Genomic DNA, 22,547 nt, shown 5'->3' with positions numbered 1-22,547 from the left:
AGGTGTGCGCTTGGGGCATTGATTCTGCCGCCAACCGGGCCAAATGTCACTAGTCGCGACTACGGGGCGAATTCTGACCCTATTTTCGGCAGAGACGGTACCGCTTGGTCGCGACAGTGCCCTAATGACCACTAATGCATGACCATTCGGACAGTCAGTCAGCCGGACGGGATCGGCAAAGCCGGTTTGGGCTGGTCGCGTCCGCTATGGTGGCAGGATTCCGCTGCGGTCGGCGGCGACGTGTTGCGGAGAACGGGTGACCTGGGTGATGTCGGCCAGGCCAAGCAGGCCGAGTGCGGGGTTGCGCAAAGTGGCAAGGCCTGGGAGCCGGGTTCCGGGGTACGCGTTCTGGTCGTCTTCGCGGTGGACGGTGTCGCGAAACCCAGTGCGTTTTGTTCTTGATTTCCCTTGTATCGGGAGCGGCGTTCGGGGCGGGTCCGGTTGCCGGTCGGGTTGGTTACGCCGTGCGCACTTCCTTGCTGATCCGGCTACTGAGGTGGTCGAAGGTGTCGCGGCGGATGCGGAGTACGTGTCCGGCACCGGGAAAATCGGTCCCGTCAGCGGGCGTGGCCCAGATCAACCGGCGTACGAAGCGAATGGCCTCGGCGTAGGCGGCTGGTGCTGGACCCACGGCCCCGCCCGCCCCAGCAGCGTGGCGCTGACCACATCGGGCAACATCCCTACAAATCAACCCTCGACGGTTTGAGGGATTGACACTTCGCAACGTCTGAAGCAAGCATCAGGTAGCCGTGACGCGCTAATTCCTATTGCCCGTTGGCTGTTGCACCGGGGTGTTACTGGACGAAGCTGGGTGGCCGCCCGGGGCAGGTTTTGCGTTGGAGTAGTGGCTGTGCGGCGGCCGGGCATGGCGCGGTGGTCTGGCCGGCGAGCGGGTGATCCGCCTTGCACTGTGATCGCCGCCGTGCTGCGACTGGTCACGGTCTGACCGTCGGATTCTTGACGCAGTTCGAACTCGATCGACGGATCGCCGGGCCTCGCTCGGGTGGAGTCGACTTGGAAGTAGACGGTAGTGGTCTGCCCGACGTCCAGGGGTGGTACGGACACGGCTCCGTCGAAAACCTCCTGACCTGTGGAGCGGAGTACGGCGGGTGACCACTCGTCTTGAACCAGGACTTCGTGCTCGGCCAGTGCTGCCCGCAGCCGGACACGCGTCGACCTGCCTCCTGTTCCTGGTCAGATCGCTCCGGCTCGCATCGCATACGCCACCGCGTGTGGCCGGTTGCGCAGGTTGAGTCGACTGGTCACCCCGTAGATGACGTTCTTGACCGTTCGTTCCGAGTAGCACAGCTTCTGCGCGATCTCCGCGGTGTCCATGCCGTCGGCCATCAGCCGCAGCACGTCAACTTCCCGGTTGGTCAAACCGGAAGCGTTCAAACCCCGAGGCGTCAGCACCTCACGCTGCAAGTGGTCGACCTGCTTGAGTAACTCACCAAGCAGATCCGGGGGCATCGTCCCGGCGCCTTTGGCCGCAGCGACCACGCTGTTGGTCAGCCTCGTTCCGGTCGCGGAAGTTCGAGGCAGCACGGCCACCACGCGGGATTCGACCACGCTGAGTACATCGGCCGGGTTGACCTCGTTGGTCACCAGCACTCTGGGCGCCGACACCTGTTGTGCTGACAGTCTCAACTCGGCCAGGACCTTGGCGTTGACGCGGTCTGCAGCGAATACGATCACGTCGGCTTCAGCCGGGTTCGGCGCCACGAACAACTCCTCCCGTGACTTCAGGCAACTCGCCAGACCGGCTACGGTGATCGGGTCTTCGGCCAGAACAGCCACTCGAACTCGGTCCATCAGGATCTCCCACACGCTCCGCGACGATGTGGTCTCAGTGTCGGAAGATCCCCTTCACAAATTCTCTACGCCACCTTCACGCCTGCTTGCCTGATCAGGTCGGTTGCGTGAACAGCCGGCACCGGCCCCATTCCTCCAGGAGGAGGTCGATCCACACGTCGTGGAGATGGGCAGCCTCTTCATTGCCCGCCGCGCGGCATCGCACGACGTACTCGCGAGCCTCCGACATCTCGGTCTCCAGTTGCCGCAGCACGGATACCGCGTCCTCGGGCAGATCGACCTTCTCCAATGTTCCCTCCTCCGTCCAAACCCGTCGACCTACCATGCCTGAAACTCGGCGCCATTATCTGTCTCAACAACCGGGATTGACCATTCGGCTCAGCGACTTTGCCTTGTCGCCCCCGTCCGTTCGCCCAGCGCAGGGTTGCTGCGATACGCGTCACAGGAGCAGTCAGGGGCGCTACGTTCCGGCCGGACCCGCTACGGCGATCGGGCATGATCGCGGCAATGCACCAGGGAACCTCCAGCCTGAGCAGAACCCGGGCGCGAACCGGGGCACCGTGCCATCCCATCGGCGACGACGTCGGGGGATTACGTGCAGCGCACCGCCGGGCTCACCGACCGTGTCGGCAAACCGCGAAATACTGATCAATTTCGCTTGAATCGCATACAAACGGCGTCGATGAATCCGCAAGAGCAACAGGGGCAAACTTCGGTGCCCGTCCGGGCGGATCGACTGCGGTTCGTGCCGGGAAGTGCCCGGCTTCGGTGTCTCCGCGCGCCAGCAGTCCGCGCCCAGGGAAGACCGGTACGGGACGCGGTCACGGGCGATTCGGGGGCTCGTGACGGCGTTCTCGTACTTTATCCGGCCCGGAGTACGCCGGTTGCCTGACCCGGACTTTGTTTTTGGCGCGGAGGGCCTTATACTCGGGGGGTAATTGTTGGCGGTGCGGTAGGCACTAGCGGTTTAAGGGGCGGAAGCGGTGAAGACAGGAACAATCGTAAAGTACGACGGGACCAGGGGATTCGGTTTCATCGAACCGGATGCCGGCGGTGAGGACGTGTTCCTACACGCGTCCATTCTGGACGAACAACTGAAGCAGGTCCTCCAAGGTGGCATGCGGGTGCAGTTCGAGGCAGCCTCCAGCAACCAGGGCACGAAGGCCGTGGCTGTGCGGTTGCTCGGCGCGGTTTCGCAGACACCCGCGCCGCAGATCCTGCCCGTCAAACAACAGGAGCGTGACGACGAGGAGCTGTGCGAAGTTCTGTCGGCAGCCGAGTTCTCCCAGAAGATCACGGATGTGCTGATCGAGGCTGCGCCCAGTATGACGGGCGGGCAGATCCTCCAAGTGCGCAGTCAGCTCGTGGCGTTCGCGCAGCGTAACGGCTGGGTGGAAGCCTGACGGCACACTGAATTAGAACCGTATGCCCGGCCGGGACGCAGAGTGTCCAGGCCGGGCATACGGCTCTGAGCGCCGTATCAAAGCTCAACGGCTTTGGGCTCAGGCCGGCCAATCTTTTTGTCTCCCATTGAGCCTTTTCATCCTGGTCGATCCGTAGCCGCGAGGTGGAAGGCCCACGGTGCGAGGCTGCCGCAAGCGGCGTAGCCGCCCTCCTTAGGCTTGCCCGACAGTTGCTGTCGTCTGCCCAGCATCAATGTCCTTCTCCTTCTTCCGCTCAGCGGGAGTGAAGGTGTTTTGGACGTCAGGCAGGTGTGCCTTCACGAGGTGCACCAGGTGCAGCGATCGCTTCAATGCTTCCCCGAACACCGTAGGCTGTTGCTTCGACGTCCAACGCTCTTCGGCACCGCACAGGTAGAACCGGCATTGTCGCTCACGACCGGACGGGCATCGGTCGTGAGTGGTGGTTCCGGTAAGAACCGGCGTTGTCACTCACGACCGGACGGGCATCGGTCGTGAGTGGCAATGTTCCGTTCCAAAAACATCCGGGTGGTCCCGAGATACGGCGCCCGCTACCGATGCCCACCACGGCACGCCATGAAATGCCCTTCGGCACGACATTTTCCGCTCCTCGGTTCCTGACTCTGGACAAGCCAGAAACTTAGCCGAAGCAACGGCGTGCCCTCGTCTCCGGACCCAAGAACCCAGCTCAAACTACCCACAGAAACGTCACAAGAGCCCGAAATCGGCACCCCTCCCTCACTTGGAACGCCGATTTCGCGGGAAATCGGCCCGCCACACCGGGAGCGCCTCCGACCTCCACACAGGCTGTCTGCTGTGCGGACCGGGTCGACTTGCGCCAGCCGGTCAGATTGTTTGTCACTCGTCTATTCCTTCCAGTTCTGCGGCACCTTTCGAAATCATCCTCAGTGATTCCACGGTATATACTGCCCGTTCCCGCAAGGTATTAACCGCGCGTTTGTATGCGGCAATATCTCGCGAGCCTTTGAGGGACGCGGCACCGCTGTAGTGTTCCAAGTGCACGATCGGCGGCGAAAGTGCCCTGTATGAGATGCTGGGCGGTCCGCGCGTCATGCCGAGTATCACATCGAAGCTGGGGGAATCGACGCGCGAAATCAAGTTCTTGCGTTCCATGCGCATCAGGATGCGCGGCCCGGTCTCTTTGTCCGACATGTCATGCATGATCGCTTGCATGTATTCAGGTATCTGCAAAAGGCCTGGAATCAGAAACGGGGGCGACCTCTGTCATCGCAACGGCGGTTCGCTCGCCTGGATGAGTGTCGCGAGTTCCTGCGGGCGCTCAACGAGTTACTCGACGCGCTGCATCGGCTCTAGCACCGCGCCGATTCCACCTGCACTCACCAAGGCCCGCATCCTCGGAACGAACACGGAGCGGACCTGCCACCCAATCAGTCCACAGAGGACGTTCCTGCCGGATACCGGGCTGCGGTCTCTCTGACGTTACGAAGATCACTGCGCCTAAGTTCCTTCGCCAAAGCGGAGAAGAAACTCAAGCGGGCACAACGAAACCTCCCCGCAAGGAGAAAGGCAGCCGGAACGGGATGGGGCAGGGATCACGGTGGCTCGCGCTCAGGCGCGGGTCGCGGATGCGCGCCGTGAGTTCCATCACCAGCTTTCCATGCGCACCGGCCGTCAGCTTCAGGCCGGTGAGGAAATCAGAATGTGACTTACGACAAACGCGTATGCGGCACCCTCCTTTTTGGCCGCCACGCACGCTTCCCCGAGTCGAGAGGTTGGCGCGTCCGCAAGTCGTCCGCGCGCGGGCACGACGTGTCGGTGCCCTTTCTGCTCTAAGGAACGCGCCGAAGGACCGCGAGTGAACATTTGCCGATTGGCTTCGGTCGGTTTGGTGAAGTTGGGCCTCAACGGCCTTGTTGGTCTGGCATCTTCGGTTGCGTGGCCCACCGATCGGAGGAGGTAAGACCGTGTCCAACGTTGTCGGTGTGGACGTGGAGAACCTGCGGCGCATGAGCCAGGAGCTGCGGGCCACGGCCGACGAATTGAGGGCGCGGATTCTGAAGTTCCAAAACGAGGCGGAGCCCACGCGCGGAGCGTACGGCGCGACGCCGGACGCCGTGGAATCCGAACGGGAGTACCGGGAAACCACCGCGCAGACGCTGGAACAGCTCATGAAGATGCACCGCGAAGTCGTGGAAGTTGCGGACGCCTTGGAGGACGAGGCCAGGCACTTCTCCGACGTGGACGCCACGGCCACAGAGACGGCCGACAAAACCTGATGAAGGACGCGAATTAATGTCGCAGGACGCGCTGTCCGAGGTCGGTCTCCGAAACCCCGGGGGTGACGCGCAGGCTCTGTACCGCAGTGCCCAGGGCTGGGCCGACCTGTCGGCTTACCTGTGCGAGCACAGCGCTCGGGTAGCCGAGATTACCGGCGTCGGCCTGCAGAAGTGGACGGGTGATGCGGCGGACGCCTTCACCGACCGCATGCGAGGGGTTGTGCATCGCGCTGAACGAATGGCGCAGACCACGGAGGTGGTGGCCGCGCAGCAGGAGCAGCACGCGAGGAAGCACGTCAGGGTAACGCAAATCATCGTTGAGCTGGCTGTTTTGATCGCCGCGACGTTGGCGTTCTACGCCGCAGCAGCCATGTTTCCGGCACTGCTGGCCTGGGCACAGGCCTGGCTTGCGTATCTGGTCAGCACTGGCGTCCGCGTGCTGCAATTGCTTGCCCAGGCATTGCGGGTATTGGTGGACTTCCTGGTGCGTACCCGCACGTGGATTGCCGAGGTCTCGCAGCTGACCTGGAAGAGCGAACGGCTCAGCGTCGGCTACGGCCGGATTTTGGTCGAGGGCGTCCGCGACATGGGGATCGACTTGGCGGCGAACCTGACGGCGTCGGGTCTCCTGGGCAAGAAGATCGACCCGGCTCAGGTGTTCATCAGCGCTGGAGTCAGTGGTCTGGGCGGGGCGTTCGTCGGCGGTCTGGAAAAGAGCGGTATATCGAAGGTGCTGGACGGCGCGGGCAACGCGAGACGGGGGTCCGACGGCCTGCCGGAGTTCGTCACCTTCGAGAGCCAGGCCAAGAACTTCGTCATGAAAATAGGCCCGGCACCGAAGCAGAAGCCGCCCAATCCACCGCCTTCCGAGTCGGAACGCTTGCTCGACAACGTCAAGACCGCGTACGACAACGCGGCGAACCTCGGCATTAAGGACACGCCCGATGCAGGCAGGCGCCTCGCCGACGAGCTCACCCTGGCACGCAACAACCACCGGAACGCGGTCGCAGAACACACCATAGCCGTCGACGAACTCTCTCGAGCCGTTACGGACGTGGCGACGCGCGAACGCGCCGTGTTGGTGCACCGCGAGGCGGTCGACCAGGCCATGCAACGGGTCGGCGCCGCCAGCACGAGGCTCGACCTGTACCGGGCGTCCGGCAACCCGGAGTGGATTCAGGACGGCGTTCAGCAGCTGGACGCTGCCCGCCGCGCGCTCGCCGAGGCCTCCGGTGGTCTACGCGAGGCCCAGAACGCACTGGACACCTCCCGGCAGGGCCTCCTCGAATGGCAGCGGAACGTGCAGACCGCCAGAGACGCTGTTGCGCGCAGCGAAGCCGCTCACGACCTCGCGAGATTCCGGGCTGACGCCTGGGACCAGCTTGATGCGGCCCGCATCGCCGCCCGTGACCAGACCACCTTCCGCCAGCGGCTGGCGTTCGTGCGGAATAACAATGCGTGGGGTGCCTCGTTCGGCTCGCGCAATAGCTGGCAGGAAATTCTCTTCTACGATGTCCCGAAGGATGCCATCAACGGTATGACCAGCGGCGCGGTAAAGTCCGGCATCGAGGTGGCCAGGGGCAACGGCCAGCCCGGTGACATGTGGAAGGGCGTGCTGCTGCAGGGAGCGACCGGCGCGCTGCGCGGCGGGGTCAATTCGGCGGCCAGCAACACCGCGTTCCCGAGGTCGGGTGTCGGAGAAACGCTGTGGAAGACCGGGAGTAAGACCGCAGACATCCACGCGCGCTCGAGCATCGAGGCCAATACCTACGGAAAGGCATCGGCGGGTCATCACCGCAAGGATGTGTCGCGGATGCCCCGTCCGCAGGGCGGGGAGGAAGCGCGTTCAACTTCCGCATGAGGTGGCACCTCCAACCTCCAGACTTCCTTGAGCCGCTCTCGCGAGAGCCGCTTTCGCAAGTCTGGAGGAGCATCGCAGAGCGGTAGTCCGCTTCGTCGGCGTGATCAACCGACAGCGCTTGGCTTGGCGGATTTTACCGAGCCGGGGTGCTCTCGCTGGCCTCGAGGCGCCTATCCTGCGGTGCGCGATGGAGCAGACGGTAGTCCTCGCGCCGCACCCTTCGGGTGGCCAGCCAGAACTGCCACGTGAAGCCCGGCCAGATGGCTCGGTTGACGCCTGCCGCATCGTGGTAGATGTTCGTGCAGCCACCCCGGGTCCAGACTCCCTTAACCAGCTTCTGCTGGATCGTTGTCTGGAATCCTTCCTGCACGTCGCGCCGAACATCGAGTGCCGCAGCGCCGCTGTTGTCGACCAACCTGATCGCGTTCACCACGTACCTGGCTTGTGCTTCGAGCATGAAGATCACGGACGTATGGGTGACAGCGGTGTTCGGCCCGAGCAGAAAAAACATGTTCGGAAATCCAGCAACGGTGGTGCCGAGATGAGCACGCATGCCACCGGTTGCCCATTCCTCGGCTAAGAACCGCCTGTCGGTGCCGATGATGTGGAGGTAGTCCAACGCATCCGTGATGCGGAAGCCGGTCGCGTAGATGATCGCGTCTATCTCGCGCTCGACGCCAGAAGCGTCCACCACCGAGCCGGCCCGAACGTCGGCCACGCTGTCGGTGATGAGCTCGACGTTGTCCCTGGCCAGGGCCGGATAGTAGTCATTGGAGAACAATACCCGCTTGCAGCCCATGGTGTACTTGGGCGTCAGTTTCTCCCGCAGAGCGGAGTCTTTGATGTGCCGGGCGATGTGCTGCTTGGCGATCGACTCGGGCCCCTTCCACAGCTCCAAGCGCCCGTTGAACGCAAGCGCGCGCATCTCCCGGCGCCAGTAGATCCTGTTGCGGTAAACGCGCTGAACACCGGGGATGTATTTGAACAACACCCGCTGCCAGCCGGGAACGTCTCGGTTGCGTTTGGGCAGCACCCAGTGCGGAGTGCGTTGGAAGACGTACAACTTGGCTGCGTCGGCCGCGATCGGTGGCACGAGCTGGATCCCGGATGCCCCGGTGCCGATGACAGCGACCCGCTTTCCGGCGAAGTCGAAGTCATGGTTCCACTGCGAGGAATGCCAGACCGGGCCCGTGAAAGTTTCGATGCCAGGAAGCTCGGGCAGCCGGGGGACGTGCAGGCCGCCGACTGCGGAGATCAGGAACTGGCACCAGAGTTCTTCGCCTGTCGTGGTGTTGAGCCGCCACCTGCATCGGTCTGGCTCCCAGGTCGCCGCGGTCAAACCGACTCCGAATCGGATCTTAGACCTCAGCCGGTGCTTGTCCGCGATGTTGCTCAGGTAGGCAAAAATTTCGGACCGGGCGGCGAAATTGCGTGACCAGTCGGGTTTCTGCTCGTAGGACAACGAATACAGGTGCGACTCGACGTCGCACTCGCATCCGGGGTATGAGTTGTCCCGCCACGTGCCGCCCACGTCATCGGCCTTTTCCAGGACGAGGTAGTCCCGGATGCCGGCCTTCTCCAGCTGGATGGCCTGTCCGAGTCCTCCGAAGCCGGTGCCGACGATCACGACCTTGAGGTATTGTTTCATGCGCTCCTCGCAGGGCCAACCCGCTCACACTGTCGCGGTTGCCTGTCCTGTTCGAATCTTTAACGTTCCGGGCGTGCTCTCGGCAAGAGACCGCCCGGGGGTGTGAACTAATGGGCAACGAAACCATGCCTATGAGGCATCTTTCGGAAGCGGCACCTATCGCTCCATGGCCGCATCGCGTACCGCTTTTCTGTAGGCATCACGTGCTTGCGCCACGTGGACGTTTCGAAGGTGGCGCCGCCTGTGCTGTCGGCGCTCGGTCGCCCGTCCGCTGGATGGCTGGCCTACCGGGGTGGCGGGGCGGGGCAGAGCTCACCAACTTGCCGCAGTGTCCCGGTGCTCGTCGTGAGCTTCGTGGGTCTTAAATCAGCCGAATAGCCGCCGAGATTACGCGGCCTGGAGGAGTAGGCAGGAAAGGCTGTCGGATCAGGCAACTTCGAGGGCGGTGACCTTTCGTCCGCCGCACTAAGGTCCGTAGCATTTTGGTGTCCGGGTCGGACTGGGCAGGTTGTGGCGCAAGACCGTCCGCACAGGGCGTCCGGGGGAGATGCCAGCATAAGCGGCTGGGCGGATCAAGTGGGTTCGCGGCCCGACCGTAGACAGGGAGACTCGCCATGCATTTGGAAGTTGAGCCGGATCCGAACCCGGCCCCGAGCCTCGGAGCAGGCACGATTCTGGCGGCGTTCATCGATCTCCACGAGCGTGACATGGACCGCGAGCTCTTCGTGTTCGTCGACGACGACGGTCGCGATGCCGAGTCGATGACGGTGCGCCGGCTGGCTCACGACGCGCAGCGGGTCATGTCGCTCCTGGCAAGAGAGGGCGTCCGGCGTGGCGACCGGGCGTTGCTGGTGTACCTGCCATCGCTGCATTTCATCAGCGCGTTCCTCGGCTGCCTGGCGTGCGGAGTGATTCCGGTTCCGGTCGCACCGCCAAACCCGCTCAAACTCGCGCAGGATACCGGGGCCTTGGCGGCTGTCGCCACCAGCTCCGGTGCCCGTGTCGTGCTCACTCACGATGCCTACCAGGGGGCGATCGATGCGGCGTTGAGAGCACGCCCATTGCCGCCCGAAGCGCCCCAAATGCCCGGGATTCCGTGGCTGGCCACCGATTCACGCCACGGCGGCGAGGTGGACGTGGTCGAGCCGCGGCATTGGTACAACCCGGCAGACCCGGACGAGCCGGCCTTCCTGCAGTACACGTCCGGATCGACCGGGTTCCCCAAGGGCGTGATCGTCAGCCACCGCAACATCGGCCGCGAGTTGCAGTTCCTGGCAGCGGATTTGGGCCTGGGCGACGACACGGTCGCGGTCACCTGGGTTCCGCACTTCCACGACCTCGGACTGATCAGCTTCCTGCTGAACACCATCGCGGGGCACTCCGGGCGGACCTACGTGATGTCTCCGCTGAGCTTCCTGCAGCGGCCCTCGGTGTGGTTCGATGTCATGTCCCGGGTGCGCGCCACGCACACGTCGGCGCCGAATTTCGCCTACGACCTGATGGTCCGCAAGACGACTCCGGAGCAGCGCGCCGAATGGGACCTCAGCTCCGTGCGAATTCTCGGTTCCTCCGGAGAAATGGTGCTACCGGAGACCATGGAGCGTTTCTGGAACGCTTTCCTGCCGACCGGACTGAGACCTGCGGTGTTCCACCCCGGTTACGGCATGGCCGAGCACACCTTGAGCCTGAGCATGGGAAGCGGTGGTCAGCTGTGGGTGGACAAGCGCGAGTTGGAGAAGGGCCGGGTGGAGCCGGTTGAGGCCGGCTCCACCCGGGATGCCGCCGGTTTCTATGGCAGCGGCTGGGTTACCAAGCAGGATGCCAACGTTCGCATCGTCGATCCCGGCACCGGCAAACCGTGCGATCCCGGGCAGGTGGGGGAGATCTGGGTCGACTCGCCCACCAAGGCCCTCGGGTACTGGGGCCTGGCGGATGAGACCCGCGAGACTTTCCGTGCTCGCGTCTCCGACGGGGACCCACGCGAGTATCTGAGGACGGGTGATCTCGGATTCTTCCACAATGGAGAGTTGTTCGTTACCGGTCGACTCAAGGAACTGATTATTATCCGGGGCGATAATTACTATCCGCAGGACATCGAGGAATCCGTTCGCCGGTGTCACCCGCTGATCCGCCCGGGTGGGGTTGCCGCGTTCTCGGTTCCTTCGGCTGGATCTGGCCAGGGCGAGCGGTTGATCGTCTTCGTGGAAACGGCGGATGGTGAGCCTGCTACCGGCACTGCCCGGGAGGTCACCCAGGTGGTCCGTCGCACGGTCCGGGATTCCTACGGGATCGCATGCGACAAGGTGGTCGTGGGCGCGCCTGGGCTGGTGCTCAAGACGACCAGCGGCAAGGTGCGCCGCGCCGCGTGCCGCACGCAGTACCTTCAGCGTTTAGAGGAGCAGCCCGATGAGTAGTGAACTTCTGGCCCCGGCGCTGCGGATTTGCACCGGGCCGGATGATCCGCGACTGCACGACGTCGACGCGGATTTCACCGCACTGCTCCGGAAATTCCAGACCGCGGTGACCTCGACCGGCAAACGCCTCTTCCACGGTGCGGGCGCTTGCGTGCGCGGGCATGTCGAGTTCGTCGACGGCACCGGGATCGCCGTGCATCCGTTCTTCGCGGCGGGCAAGCGGTACCCGCTGATTGCCAGGTACAGCAACGGTGAATCGCCGGACGACATCGCGCCCGGAACCCGCGGTGTGTCGCTGCTTTGGTTGGATCCCGATGGTTCCCGGGAGTCGCCGTTCAGTCTGACGCTGAACACCGGTCGCGCACTTTTCGCCGGCAACGTCGCGGCCTTCGTGCGCTTCCTGCTGGGAAGCGATCAGGACCGCCAGGACATGGTGGAGGCGAATCCGCGTGCCGGGGAACTGCTGTGGGAGCAGGTCCGCGATCCGGTCTCGTTCATGCGGTACCACTATCACTCGCAGGCGCCGCGCGTGCACGTGGACGCCACCGGGCGTCCTTGGCTGGCGCGTTACCGGCTCGTACCGGCGGAAGACAGCTCCGACTGCGGACGGCACGTCGCCGGCCATCGCGTTTTCCCGCCCGTGCCACCGCATTTCCTCCCCAGGTCTGCTGCCGATATGCGACCGCCGACTGCCCTCCGGGATGAGCTCGTCGAGCAGGTTTCGAACGGCGGATTCGGTGCGCTGCTGCAAATCCAGCTGCATCCGGTGACCGACTCCACCGACGGCAATCAGGCCGCGCTCGATCCATCGGTCGTGTGGTCTGCGGGATACCACACGATCGCGCGAGTGCGGTTCGACGCCGTTCTCGATACCGAGACGGCGAAAGACCTGGTGTTCGACCCGGCTCAGGCCCCGGAAGGTCTTGGTATCGCGCTCGCCCGGTCGCCGTTTGAAGCGGCCTCGGTGAACCATGCCCGTGCCCTGATCTACCGGACGATGCACGCCGCGCGGACGGCGCCGGTTGCGGCCAGGGTTGCGGCCAGGGTTGAGGGCACGGTTGAGGCCAGGGGCACCCGTGACCAAGTAACCGGGTCGAGGGGGCCCCTAACCTCAACAGTCTGTGTCGTCGGTGCGGGCCCAAGCGGGCTGACTGTCGCGCGCGAATTGGAGCGCCTCGGCCACACCGTGGTGGTGTTGGAGCGCGAGCCGGTCGTCGGTGGTAAGGCCGTCTCAATCGATGTCGACGGGCGTGCCTACGATCTGGGCGCCCACATCTGCACACCGCGCTACGAGCGGTTTGCCGAACTGGCGGCGGAATTCGGTGTCGACACTGAAGAAGCCACGGCGACCTACGAATACGACGCCGACCGGTGGTTTCGCAGATCGCCGGGTGCAGCTTTCTTCCGGAGATCGGAGTTCTCCCGGTACACGCAACTGCGGGAGCAGTCCTTTCCGGGCATCGCGACGGCCGGCCTGGCGCATTCTGCAGGGACGTTGGTTCAGCCGATATCGGAATGGGTGGTCGGCAACGATCTTCTGGGTATGACGGATTCGCTCGGATCCGGTTACACCGCCTCGGGATACGGCTATCCGCACGACGATATCCCCGCGCTGTACTTCGTCAAACATGTCGAGATGACCGGTCTGGTTTCCCTTGGTCCGCGAACCACCGGCCATGCCGGACCCTTCACGGTATCCGGCGGCTTCGGGAGGCTGTGGCAGCGGGTTGCCGACAGTCTTTCCGATGTGCGCACCGGTACGCGCATCACATCGATCGAACGCGCCTCCGGCGGCGTCGTCGTGCACACCGATTCCGGCCCGGTACATGCGGATTCGCTCGTCCTTTCCGTTCCGCTCGACCAGGTCGTCGACGTGCTCGACGCCACCGCCGACGAGCGGGATATCGCGTCGAGGGTTCGCACGATCGACTACTACACCGTGCTTTGCCGGATTTCCGGACTGCCCAGAGCCGGCATGTATCTCGTGCGCTCCAAGGAGGCGGCACCGCCACCTGGCCACTGCGTCGCCTACCACAACCGGTATGCCAACACGGACGTCTACACCTGCTACTCCTATGGGGCGCGAGGCCTGGACACCGCGGACATCGTCCGGCGGCTTCGTGCAGATGTGGCCGCGATGGGTGGTCAGGTTACCGAGGTACTGGTCGCCGGACGATGGCCGTTCATGCCGCACTTCAGCGCCGCGGATCTCAAGGACGGTGTTCTCGATCGCCTCGAGCGCATGCAAGGAGACCGGCAGACTTACCACGTCGGGAGTCTCCTGGGTTTCGAGTTGATCGAGACCAATGTGGCTTATGCTCAGGATCTCGCGCGCCGCTACTTCGCAGCTCCAGTGGCCGACGACAGCCGGGGGCGAGGCCGGCTCGGCGCACCGCGATACCAGGTGCGTTCCGGTGCCGAGCTGCTGGAGTGGCTGACCCGGCAGCTCGCGGCCGAACTCGGCCGCCCCGTGGCCGAGATCGACCCACAGGCCCCACTGGATGACTACGGGCTCGACTCGCTGACCGCGACCGGACTGCAGGCCGAGCTATCCGACTGGCTGGGCTTCCGCGTCCCGCCAACGCTGTTGCTCGAACATCCCACGCTGGAAGCGGTTGCACGCCAACTGGTCATGCTGATGGACGGTGAGCACGCCGACACGCTTGACGTGGAGCGGAAGCCGGTGTTGGCCGTTGCGCTGACTCCGCCACGACCCTTCTTCTGCGTCGGCGGCGCGGTCGGAGCAGCGCATCAGCTACAGGCGCTCGCCGATGATCTGGGTCCAGGATACCCGTTCTACGGGCTTCAAGCCCCCGGGTATGACGGCGGCGAGCCGGCACTCAAGACCGTCGAGGAACTCGCCGACCGGTACCTCGAGGACATCTACGCGGTCCAGCCGCGTGGTCCCTACGTCATTGGTGGCTACTCGTTCGGTGGTCTGGTCGCGTACGAGATCGGCTGCCGGTTGCGGCGTGATGGGGCAGAGGTCGCCGGCGTGGTGGGGATCGACAGTTACCTTCCGCGAGGGGGGCAGACCGCCCCGGTTTGGGATGAGCGTGCCGCGCTGGAGGAGCTGGTGGCGGTGCACCGGGCGATGTCGGGAGCCCAAGGGGATGCGTTGAAGGTGGATCCCGCACTGACGTTCGCCCAGTGCCGTGAGCTGGTCATCAGAGAGCTTCAGATCATGGGCGCGGCAGCGGCCGATCGACTACTCGATCGGTTGTTGCCGGTGTTCCAATCGAATCTGGAAGCCAACATCGCCTACCGGCCTCAGCCGTCTGATCTGTCGATGACGTTGCTTCGCGCTGTCGAACCTTTTCCGCCAGTCTTCGGCGAGGCGCGGCGACCAGCGATAACGGTGGGGGATCCCCACAACGGCTGGGCGTCGGTGCAGATGGCTCGACTGCGCGTGCATGAGGTGCCCGGCAACCACTTCACCATCATCGGCGGGGCTGACCTGCGCGGGCTGGCCGCGACCTTGCGGAAAGTGCTTGACGAGACGCTGCTGGAGAAGTGATGAAGATGTCCTCGACCACGGTCCCCAGCGTCGTGCAACCCGGAGCGCAGGAGCCGCTTGCCGACGTGGTGGCAAGGATTCGTGAAGAAGTCCGGATCGTCGCGACCCCCGGCAACGGAATCGGCGCCATCGTCGGCGACCCGCGCGGTCGGCGTGTGCTGGCCACCTTGCCGCCGCTGTACCCGGAATGGCTGGGTGACCGCTCCTTCAACGAGGTTCATGGCACGCGGTTTCCCTATGTCGCGGGCGAAATGGCGAACGGAATCGCGACCGCGGAGCTGGTGATCGCCATGGCACGAGCGGACATGCTCGGCTTCTTCGGCGCCGCGGGTATCCCCGTTCCCAAGGTGACGGCGACGGTGCAAAACCTCCGGGAAGCGTTGCCGGACCGGCAGAACTGGGGAGTGAACGTCATCCACGCGCCACAGAATCCGGCGTGGGAGAGGCACCTGGTCGACATGCTCCTCCGGGAGCAGGTGCCCGCGGTTTCGGCCTCCGCGTTCATGGATCTGACTCCGACGGTGGTCCAGTTGGCAGCATCCGGACTGCGAACAGACCGCAGTGGCCGGATCGTCCGCGGGACACGGGTGTTCGCGAAGATCTCCCGCCCGGAGGTCGCGGAGAAGTTCATCGCCCCGGCACCGCAGCGCCTGCTGGATGAGCTGGTCGTGAATGGCCGGATCACCGCTGACGAAGCCGAACTCGCCAAGCGCGTCCCCGTGGCCGAGGACATCACCGTGGAAGCCGACAGCGGTGGGCATACCGACAACCGGCCGCTCGCATCGTTGCTGCCCCGGATCATGGAGCTGCGTGATGCGTTGAGCACCCGATTCCGGCATGGGCGCAACGTTCGGATCGGTGCTGCGGGTGGCCTCGGCACGCCCCACGGTGTCGCGTCGGCCCTTGCCGCCGGGGCGGCCTACGTGCTCACCGGGTCGGTGAACCAGACCTGCCTGGAGGCCGGAATCTCGGCGGAGGCGAAGGAAATGCTTGCGGCGGCCGACATCGCGGACGTGATGATGGCACCAGCCTCAGACATGTTCGAGCTTGGCGCCAAGGTGCAGGTGCTCCGCAAGGGCACCATGTTCGGCCCGCGTGCGAACCAGCTGTACCAGATCTACCGGCAGTATCGGTCGTTCGACGAAATGCCCGACCGGGAGGCCGAAAAGCTCGAACGTAGTGTGCTGGGCGCCACGATCGCGGACGTCTGGGCGGAGACGCGGCGCTACTGGCTGGAGCGGGATCCTGACGAGCTTTCTCGCGCCGAGGCCGATCCGAAACACCGCATGGCGCTGGTATGCCGGTGGTACTTGGGCAGGTCGAGCTGGTGGGCGATCCATGGCGAGACGACGCGCCGCGCCGATTACCAGCTCTGGTGCGGGCCGGCAACGGGAGCCTTCAACCGCTGGGCGGCCGGCAGTTTCCTCGCGGACCCGGCGAACCGCAGTGTCGTGCAGGTCGCCCGCAATCTGCTGGAAGGTGCTGCGGTGGTGACCAGAGCCCACCAGCTGCGCACCTACGGAGTGCCGGTCCCCGCGACCGCTTTCCGCTTCACGCCGCGCAGGCTTACATAAGAGCCCGTGAGTGTTTCGGGGTGTCATAGCACCCCAAAACACTCACGGGACCATCGACACTGAGGACAAGGCCATGCCCGAGGCGAGAACGAGAACCATGCCGCCGGTCGCGATTGTCGGGGTCAGCGCGCTGCTGCCGGGTTCTTCCGATCCGGGCGGATTCTGGCGCACCGTCGTGACGGGAGAAGACCAGGTCACCGAGGTACCGGCGACGCACTGGCTGGTCGAGGACCACTACGACCCGGATCCGGCGGCACCGGACAAGACCTATGCGCATCGCGGCGCGTTCCTCTCGCCGGTGCCGTTCGATCCGCTCGCTCACGGCATTCCCCCCAAGGTGTTGGAAGCCACCGACACCAGTCAACTGCTTGCACTCGTGGCAGCCGAACAACTGCTGTCCGGCCTTCCCGGCCTGTCGGGTGTGGATCGCGAGCGGGTGAGCGTAATCCTCGGCACGTCGTCGCTGGAACTGCTGACCACTATGGGCAGTCGCATCCAGCGGCCGGTGTGGCTGAAGGCGTTGCGGGACAGCGGCATCGCCGAGGACCAGGCGCAGGCGATCTGCGATCGAATCGCAGCCAGCTACGTCCCGTGGCAGGAGGCCAGCCTGCCCGGCTTACTCAGCAACGTCGTGGCCGGGCGGATCGCGAACAGGTTCGATCTGCACGGGAGCAACTACACCACGGACGCCGCGTGTGCGAGCTCGTTGGCTGCGTTGTCCAGCGGGGCGAACGAACTCGCCACCGGTCAGGCCGACTTGGTGATCACCGGCGGTGTGGACACACTCAACGATCCGGTGATGTACACCTGCTTCAGCAAGACACCCGCGCTTTCTCCAACTGGCGATTGCCGTCCCTTCTCGGACCAGGCCGACGGCATGGTTCTCGGGGAAGGGATTGTCCTGTTCGCGATTCGCCGCCTCGAAGATGCCGAGCGCGACGGCGACCGGATTCACGCGGTCATCCGTGGCATCGGCACCGCCTCGGACGGGCGCGGCAGCTCCATCTACGCGCCGGTGCCCGAAGGACAGGCCAGGGCGCTGCGCCGGGCCTACGACTCCGCGGGCTACGGTCCGGAAACGGTGGAGCTAGTCGAGGCGCACGGCACTGGAACTGCTGCCGGGGACGCTGCCGAGTTCGCCGGGCTTCGAGCCGTGTTCGGCGCGGCCGGACGCTCCGACTCCCAGTGGTGCGCGCTTGGCTCGGTGAAGTCGCAGATCGGCCACACCAAGAACGCGGCGGGCGCTGCCGGTCTGCTAAAGGCCACGCTCGCATTGAGTCAAAAGGCATTGCCTCCGACGATCAAGGTCGACCGCCCCAATCCGGCACTCGGATTCGCCGGCAGCCCGTTCTACCTGAACACCCAGGCACGTCCGTGGATCAGCGACGGCAGCCATCCGCGGCGCGCTGCGGTGTCCAGCTTCGGCTTCGGCGGAACAGATTTCCACGTCACGTTGGAGGAGTACCGGCCCTCGCCGGGGTCGGAGAGCCGTGCGCCCGATTTGACCAGGGCCGCCTCCTCCGAGCTGGTTCTGTTCTCGGCCGATTCCCCGCAGGCGCTCGTGAGCGCATGCCGGGCAAGCACCGGTGTCTCCCGCCCGCTGGCCGCGATCGCGCGGGAGACACAAGGCGCGTTCGACCACACCGCCCAGTCCAGACTGGCGATCGTGGCGACCACCGAAGCCGATCTGACCGCGAAGCTGGCAGAGACAGCGGACCGCATCGAAGCGGATCCGGAAACGGCGCTGTCCGCCCCGCGAGGTGTCTACTATGCGCCTCGTCGTACCGATCCCGGCAAGCTGGGACTCCTGTTCTCCGGGCAGGGCAGCCAGTACGTCGGGATGGGCGCAGAGGTCGCGATGCTTCATCCGGCCGCCAGGAGTGCGTGGGACTCGGCCGCTGGAATCAGCTTCGACGGTGTCGCGCTGCACCGCTTGGTATTCCCGCCTCCCGCCTTCACCGAGGACGAGCGGGCCGCGCAAGACCGCCTGCTGACCCGCACGGAATGGGCACAACCGGCTCTCGCTGTGCAAAGCCTTGCGTTGCTGGAAGTTCTGCGCACCTTGGGTGTGTCGCCGGATGCCGTTGCGGGGCACAGCTTCGGAGAACTGGTCGCGTTGCACGTCGCCGGTTGCTACGACGCCGAGACGCTCATCAGGCTGGCACGCAAGCGCGGCGAACTGATGCGGGACGCCGCCGCGTCACAAGGAGCTATGCTCGCGGTCGCAGGCTCCATCGACGACGTCCGCTCGGTCGTTGCGGATCTCGACGACCAGCTGTGGGTCGCCAACCACAACGCACCCAAACAAGTCGTGGTGTCCGGCACCACCGAGGCGATCGACCGGCTGGCGAAATGGCTTGCCGAAGCCGGCCGAGCTGCCCGGAAACTGAACACGGCCGCCGCTTTTCACAGCCCGCTCATGGACTCCGCCCGCGCACCGCTGCGGGAATTCCTTACGGCAGTGGACGTCGAGCCGCCGCGAATCGACGCGTACTCGAACGCGGAAGCCGATCGTTACCCGCCCGACCCGGACCCGATCCGGGACCGCCTCGCCGACCACCTTCAGCGGCCGGTCCGGTTCGTAGACCAGATCGAGACCATGCACGCCAACGGTGTCCGTACGTTCGTCGAGGTCGGTGCGGGAGCGACCCTCGCGAGACTGACCAGCGACATCCTGGCCGGACGCGAACACCTGTCGGTCAGCCTGGATCACGCCCGTACCGACGGGGTCACCGCCCTGCACGAAGGGCTGGCCCAGCTCGCCGTGCGCGGCATTCCCCTGAACTTCGAGGCACTGTGGTGCCCGTTCACGCCGATCGAGGAACCCCGAATGGACGAAAAACCCGGCATGACAGTGGACCTGCTCGGCGCGAACTACGGCAAACCGTATCCGCCGCCCGGCGGTGCCCACGAACTCCCGCCGCCCAACCCACCACAGCAGGCCAAGATCACCACCCCAGTTCCCGAACCCGTGGACGAACCTGTCGTTCAAGGACATCGACCTCCCCCCGACTGGGTGCCGGGTGAGGGGCATCCTTCACCAAGCAACCTGGTCAGGAGTGCGCCGCATCCCGTTTCGGACCCCTGGCTGGACGCGTTGCGGGAGACGCAGCGGCAGGCGAGCGAAGCGCATGCCACCTACCAGCGCGTGATGGCCGAGACGCACCTGGCGTTCCTCCGCATGTCCGAAGCGGCTCTCGGCGGGTTGTCTTCCGGCGGCGTGCCGGAAGCAGCGTCCGGCGGGTTCTCTTCCGCTAGCGTGCCCGAAGCGGCTGCCGTGCAGCCCGCGGTTCCCCCGTGGGGCCATGCCGGCTACACCGTGCCCCAAACGCCATCGCCTCCACCGGAACCCGTGGGCGTTCCGGTTCCGGCTGCTGATTCCGTGGCACCGTCATACGACGCATACGACGCATACCCGGCTTCGGTTGAGAACCCGGTTGAGAACCCGGCTGCGGAGCCGGAGTCGAGTCGTGTTGATGTGGGGTTGGTGTTGGAGGTGGTCGCGGAGAAGACGGGTTATCCGTTGAGCGTGCTTGATGCGGGGATGGAGCTGGAATCGGATCTGGGCATTGATTCGATAAAGCGGGTGGAGATTCTTTCGGCGGTGCGGGAACGGGTTCCCGGTCTGGCAGAGGTTGATCCGGCGTTGCTGGGTGCCGCCGGAACGCTGGGCGAGGTGGCTGAACTGCTCGGCGCCGGAGACAGCGGCGTGGTGCACGTCGCAGCCGAACCTGCCGTACCCCAGGAAATAGCGCCGAGTGACAAGCCAACCGAGTTGACGCGACTGGCTATTTCGGCCCGGCGGGCACCGGCGGCCGGGTTCGCGCTGTCCGGGTTGATCGGCGCGTCTATAGCGATCACCGAGGACGGAACCGGCGTGGCCGAGCCGCTGGCGGCCGAACTCGTCGAGCACGGTGTGCGCGCGTTCGTCACCGCGGACGTCCAGGGCGACACCGACGGCGTCATCTTCCTCGGGGGCCTGCGCTCTGGCTCGGCAGATGAGGCAATCGGGGTCAACCGGGACGCTTTGCGGGTGGCTCGCGCGATGGTCGCTGGTCGTCCGGAAACACCCAGGGTTTTCGTTACGGTGCAGGACACCGGTGGTGACTTCGGGCTGTCCGGCTCCGCGCCGGAACGCGTGTGGCTCGGTGGGGTCGCGGCGCTGGCGCGTACCGCCGCGAAGGAATGGCCGGGTACGGCGGTCAAAGCGATCGACTGCGAGCGGGGTGGGCGCAGCGGCGTCGAGCTGGCCCGGGCAATCGCTCGTGAGCTGCTCACCGGCGGCGGGGTGACTGATGTGGGACTGACCGCTGACGGCGCCCGCACCGTGCTCCACCACGCCGATGCGCCGTTCGGCGACCCGTGGACCGATGTGATCGGTCCGGAGTCCGTGATCGTCATCAGCGGTGGAGCGCGCGGTGTGACCGCGATGGCGGCGCGAGCCCTCGCCGCCGCACGCAAACCGAAGGTCGTCCTGCTCGGCCGCACGCCCTTGGCGGAAGAGCCGTCTTACTTGCGTGGCGTGTCCGGCGAGGCAGCGGTGCGGGAGGCGGTGGCCGAGCACCTGCGGACCAGTGGTGAGTCAACCGCACCGCAGCGGATCAGATCCGAAACCGCCAGAGTGCTTTCCTGCCGCGAAATCCGGGCGACGCTCGACGCGCTCGAATCCTGCGGTTCGCCGGCCCGCTATCTTCCCGTGGACGTCCGCGACAGCGCGGCGCTGACCGAGGCTCTGGCGGAAGTGCGCGCGCAGTGGGGGCCTATCACTGGGGTCGTGCACGGTGCCGGGGTGCTGGCGGACAAGACCATCAAGGACAAGACCGACGAACAGCTCGACTACGTCTTCGGCACGAAGGTCGGCGGTCTGCGCACCCTGCTCGACGTGACAGCGGACGATCCCCTTGATCTCCTCTGCGTGTTCTCCTCGGTCGCCGCCTGCTACGGCAACGCGGGGCAGAGCGACTACGCGATGGCCAACGAGGTCATCACCCAGATCGCCGCGGCGGAGCGCGCGAAACGACCGGGGTGCCTGGTTCGCACCATTGCGTGGGGCCCTTGGGACGGCGGGATGGTGGATGCGTCGCTGGCCGACCGTTTGCGGGCCTCCGGAGTCCAGCTGATCCCGATCGAAGCAGGGGCGAAAGCGTTCGTTGACGAGGTACTGGGCGCGCGCGAGCCTGTGCATGTCGTGTGCGCCGCGGGCGGCTTCCCGAAAGCCGAGCCCAGCGCAGCCGGGGAGATCGTGGTCACCGACCGGTCGCATCCGTATCTGGCGGACCACTCCGTTGCCGGCACGACGGTGGTTCCGGTCGCGATGGTGCTGGAGTGGTTCACCGCCGCGGCGCACCTGGCCGGAACGTGCGAAACCGCCGCGCTTCGCGACCTCGACGTACTCCGCAAGATCACCCTCGACCACTTTGCCGGAGACGGCGATATCGTGCGCATCACCTGCGAGCCCGGCGGATCCCTGGTCCTGCATGGCACGGGGGAGTTGCCGCATTACCGAGCGAAACTGGACTGCGGACGGACCGCGGTTTCGACTGAAACAACAATTGAAAGGGTGGTCGGCGCACCGCGCCGATGGGACATCCCGGCGCGCCTGCACGCCTTCGGCGACAGGCCGATCTACGACGGCTACCTGCTGTTCCACGGTCCGGCGTTCCAGGCCCTCCGCGGCGTCGACGGGGTCTCCGCGGCCGGAGCGGTTGGGACGGTTGTCGGCGCGCGTGTGCTGGGCTGGCCAGATGAGCACCGTTACACCGATCCGGCGGCGGTGGACGGCGGTATCCAGCTGGCGACCTTGTGGGCGCAGCGGGCGCTGGGGACCGCCGCGCTGCCCATGGGCGTCGGCGAATTCCGGCTGCATCGTCCGGGAATGCTGGACGGTGCGGGCACGAGCATCATCCGGGCGGGCGAGGTGCACAGCGCTCATGCTGAGTGCGATCTCCAGCTCTGCGCCGCCGACGGCACACCCGTCGCCGAGCTGCACGGGCTTCGCCTGGTGGCCCGCCCCGATGGCGCCCCGAGCGGGAGGTGACGGGC

General features: G+C 65.4%; 13 protein-coding genes. 8 read left to right on the top strand and 5 right to left on the bottom strand.

The genetic code is table 11. From position 1 onward, the window contains the following. Nucleotides 1-138 precede the first annotated feature (138 nt). Entirely contained in the window at nt 139-402 is a 264-nt protein-coding gene (locus tag FDZ84_RS00120) for a hypothetical protein (protein ID WP_168584168.1), read from the top strand. Nucleotides 403-1,194: 792 nt separating this feature from the next. Here FDZ84_RS00120 and FDZ84_RS00115 read toward each other — a convergent pair. Beyond that, complete coding sequence (locus tag FDZ84_RS00115; RefSeq protein WP_168584167.1) at nt 1,195-1,812, bottom strand: response regulator transcription factor; 618 nt, start codon at nt 1,810-1,812, stop codon at nt 1,195-1,197. A 94-nt stretch (nt 1,813-1,906) separates the two neighbouring features. After that, nucleotides 1,907-2,101: a hypothetical protein gene (locus tag FDZ84_RS00110; RefSeq protein ID WP_168584166.1), complete on the bottom strand. Its 195-nt coding sequence runs from the start codon at nt 2,099-2,101 to the stop codon at nt 1,907-1,909. A 694-nt stretch (nt 2,102-2,795) separates the two neighbouring features. On the opposite strand from FDZ84_RS00110, the gene FDZ84_RS00105 reads away from it, so the two are divergent. Further along, on the top strand, nt 2,796-3,215 hold the full coding sequence (locus FDZ84_RS00105; RefSeq protein ID WP_168584165.1) for a cold-shock protein: 420 nt from the start codon (nt 2,796-2,798) through the stop codon (nt 3,213-3,215). Between the two features lie 706 nt (nt 3,216-3,921). Here FDZ84_RS00105 and FDZ84_RS40425 read toward each other — a convergent pair. Continuing rightward, nucleotides 3,922-4,095, bottom strand: coding sequence for a DUF397 domain-containing protein (locus FDZ84_RS40425; protein WP_168584164.1), 174 nt, complete (start codon nt 4,093-4,095; stop codon nt 3,922-3,924). After that, entirely contained in the window at nt 4,092-4,457 is a 366-nt protein-coding gene (locus FDZ84_RS00095) for a Scr1 family TA system antitoxin-like transcriptional regulator (protein WP_256413791.1), read from the bottom strand. The genes FDZ84_RS40425 and FDZ84_RS00095 overlap by 4 nt, the downstream gene beginning before the upstream one ends. Before the next feature lie 722 nt (nt 4,458-5,179). Between FDZ84_RS00095 and FDZ84_RS00090 the strand changes: the two genes are divergently transcribed. Beyond that, nucleotides 5,180-5,491: a hypothetical protein gene (locus FDZ84_RS00090; protein WP_168584162.1), complete on the top strand. Its 312-nt coding sequence runs from the start codon at nt 5,180-5,182 to the stop codon at nt 5,489-5,491. 16 nt (nt 5,492-5,507) lie between these two features. Then, nucleotides 5,508-7,352, top strand: a complete 1,845-nt coding sequence (locus FDZ84_RS00085) for a hypothetical protein (RefSeq protein ID WP_168584161.1) — start codon at nt 5,508-5,510, stop codon at nt 7,350-7,352. Between the two features lie 133 nt (nt 7,353-7,485). On the opposite strand, the gene FDZ84_RS00080 is transcribed toward FDZ84_RS00085, so the two are convergent. Continuing rightward, nucleotides 7,486-9,000: an NAD(P)/FAD-dependent oxidoreductase gene (locus tag FDZ84_RS00080; RefSeq protein ID WP_168584160.1), complete on the bottom strand. Its 1,515-nt coding sequence runs from the start codon at nt 8,998-9,000 to the stop codon at nt 7,486-7,488. 614 nt (nt 9,001-9,614) lie between these two features. Between FDZ84_RS00080 and FDZ84_RS00075 the strand changes: the two genes are divergently transcribed. The 4 genes from FDZ84_RS00075 (at nt 9,615) to FDZ84_RS00060 (ending at nt 22,542) form a co-directional block, all read left to right on the top strand. Beyond that, nucleotides 9,615-11,414: a fatty acyl-AMP ligase gene (locus tag FDZ84_RS00075; protein ID WP_168584159.1), complete on the top strand. Its 1,800-nt coding sequence runs from the start codon at nt 9,615-9,617 to the stop codon at nt 11,412-11,414. Continuing rightward, on the top strand, nt 11,407-14,931 hold the full coding sequence (locus FDZ84_RS00070) for an FAD-dependent oxidoreductase (protein ID WP_168584158.1): 3,525 nt from the start codon (nt 11,407-11,409) through the stop codon (nt 14,929-14,931). The genes FDZ84_RS00075 and FDZ84_RS00070 overlap by 8 nt, the downstream gene beginning before the upstream one ends. A gap of 5 nt (nt 14,932-14,936) precedes the next feature. Continuing rightward, on the top strand, nt 14,937-16,505 hold the full coding sequence (locus FDZ84_RS00065; protein WP_246868701.1) for a PfaD family polyunsaturated fatty acid/polyketide biosynthesis protein: 1,569 nt from the start codon (nt 14,937-14,939) through the stop codon (nt 16,503-16,505). A 73-nt stretch (nt 16,506-16,578) separates the two neighbouring features. Further along, entirely contained in the window at nt 16,579-22,542 is a 5,964-nt protein-coding gene (locus FDZ84_RS00060; protein ID WP_168584156.1) for a type I polyketide synthase, read from the top strand. The last annotated feature ends 5 nt before the right edge of the window (nt 22,543-22,547 follow it).

Origin of the sequence: Saccharopolyspora sp. ASAGF58 (assembly GCF_012277335.1) — a bacterium.
Taxonomy (GTDB): Bacteria; Actinomycetota; Actinomycetes; order Mycobacteriales; family Pseudonocardiaceae; genus Saccharopolyspora; species Saccharopolyspora hattusasensis.
The sequence above is the reverse complement of the archived record's forward strand: the minus strand, read 5'-3'. Positions and strand labels throughout refer to the sequence as shown.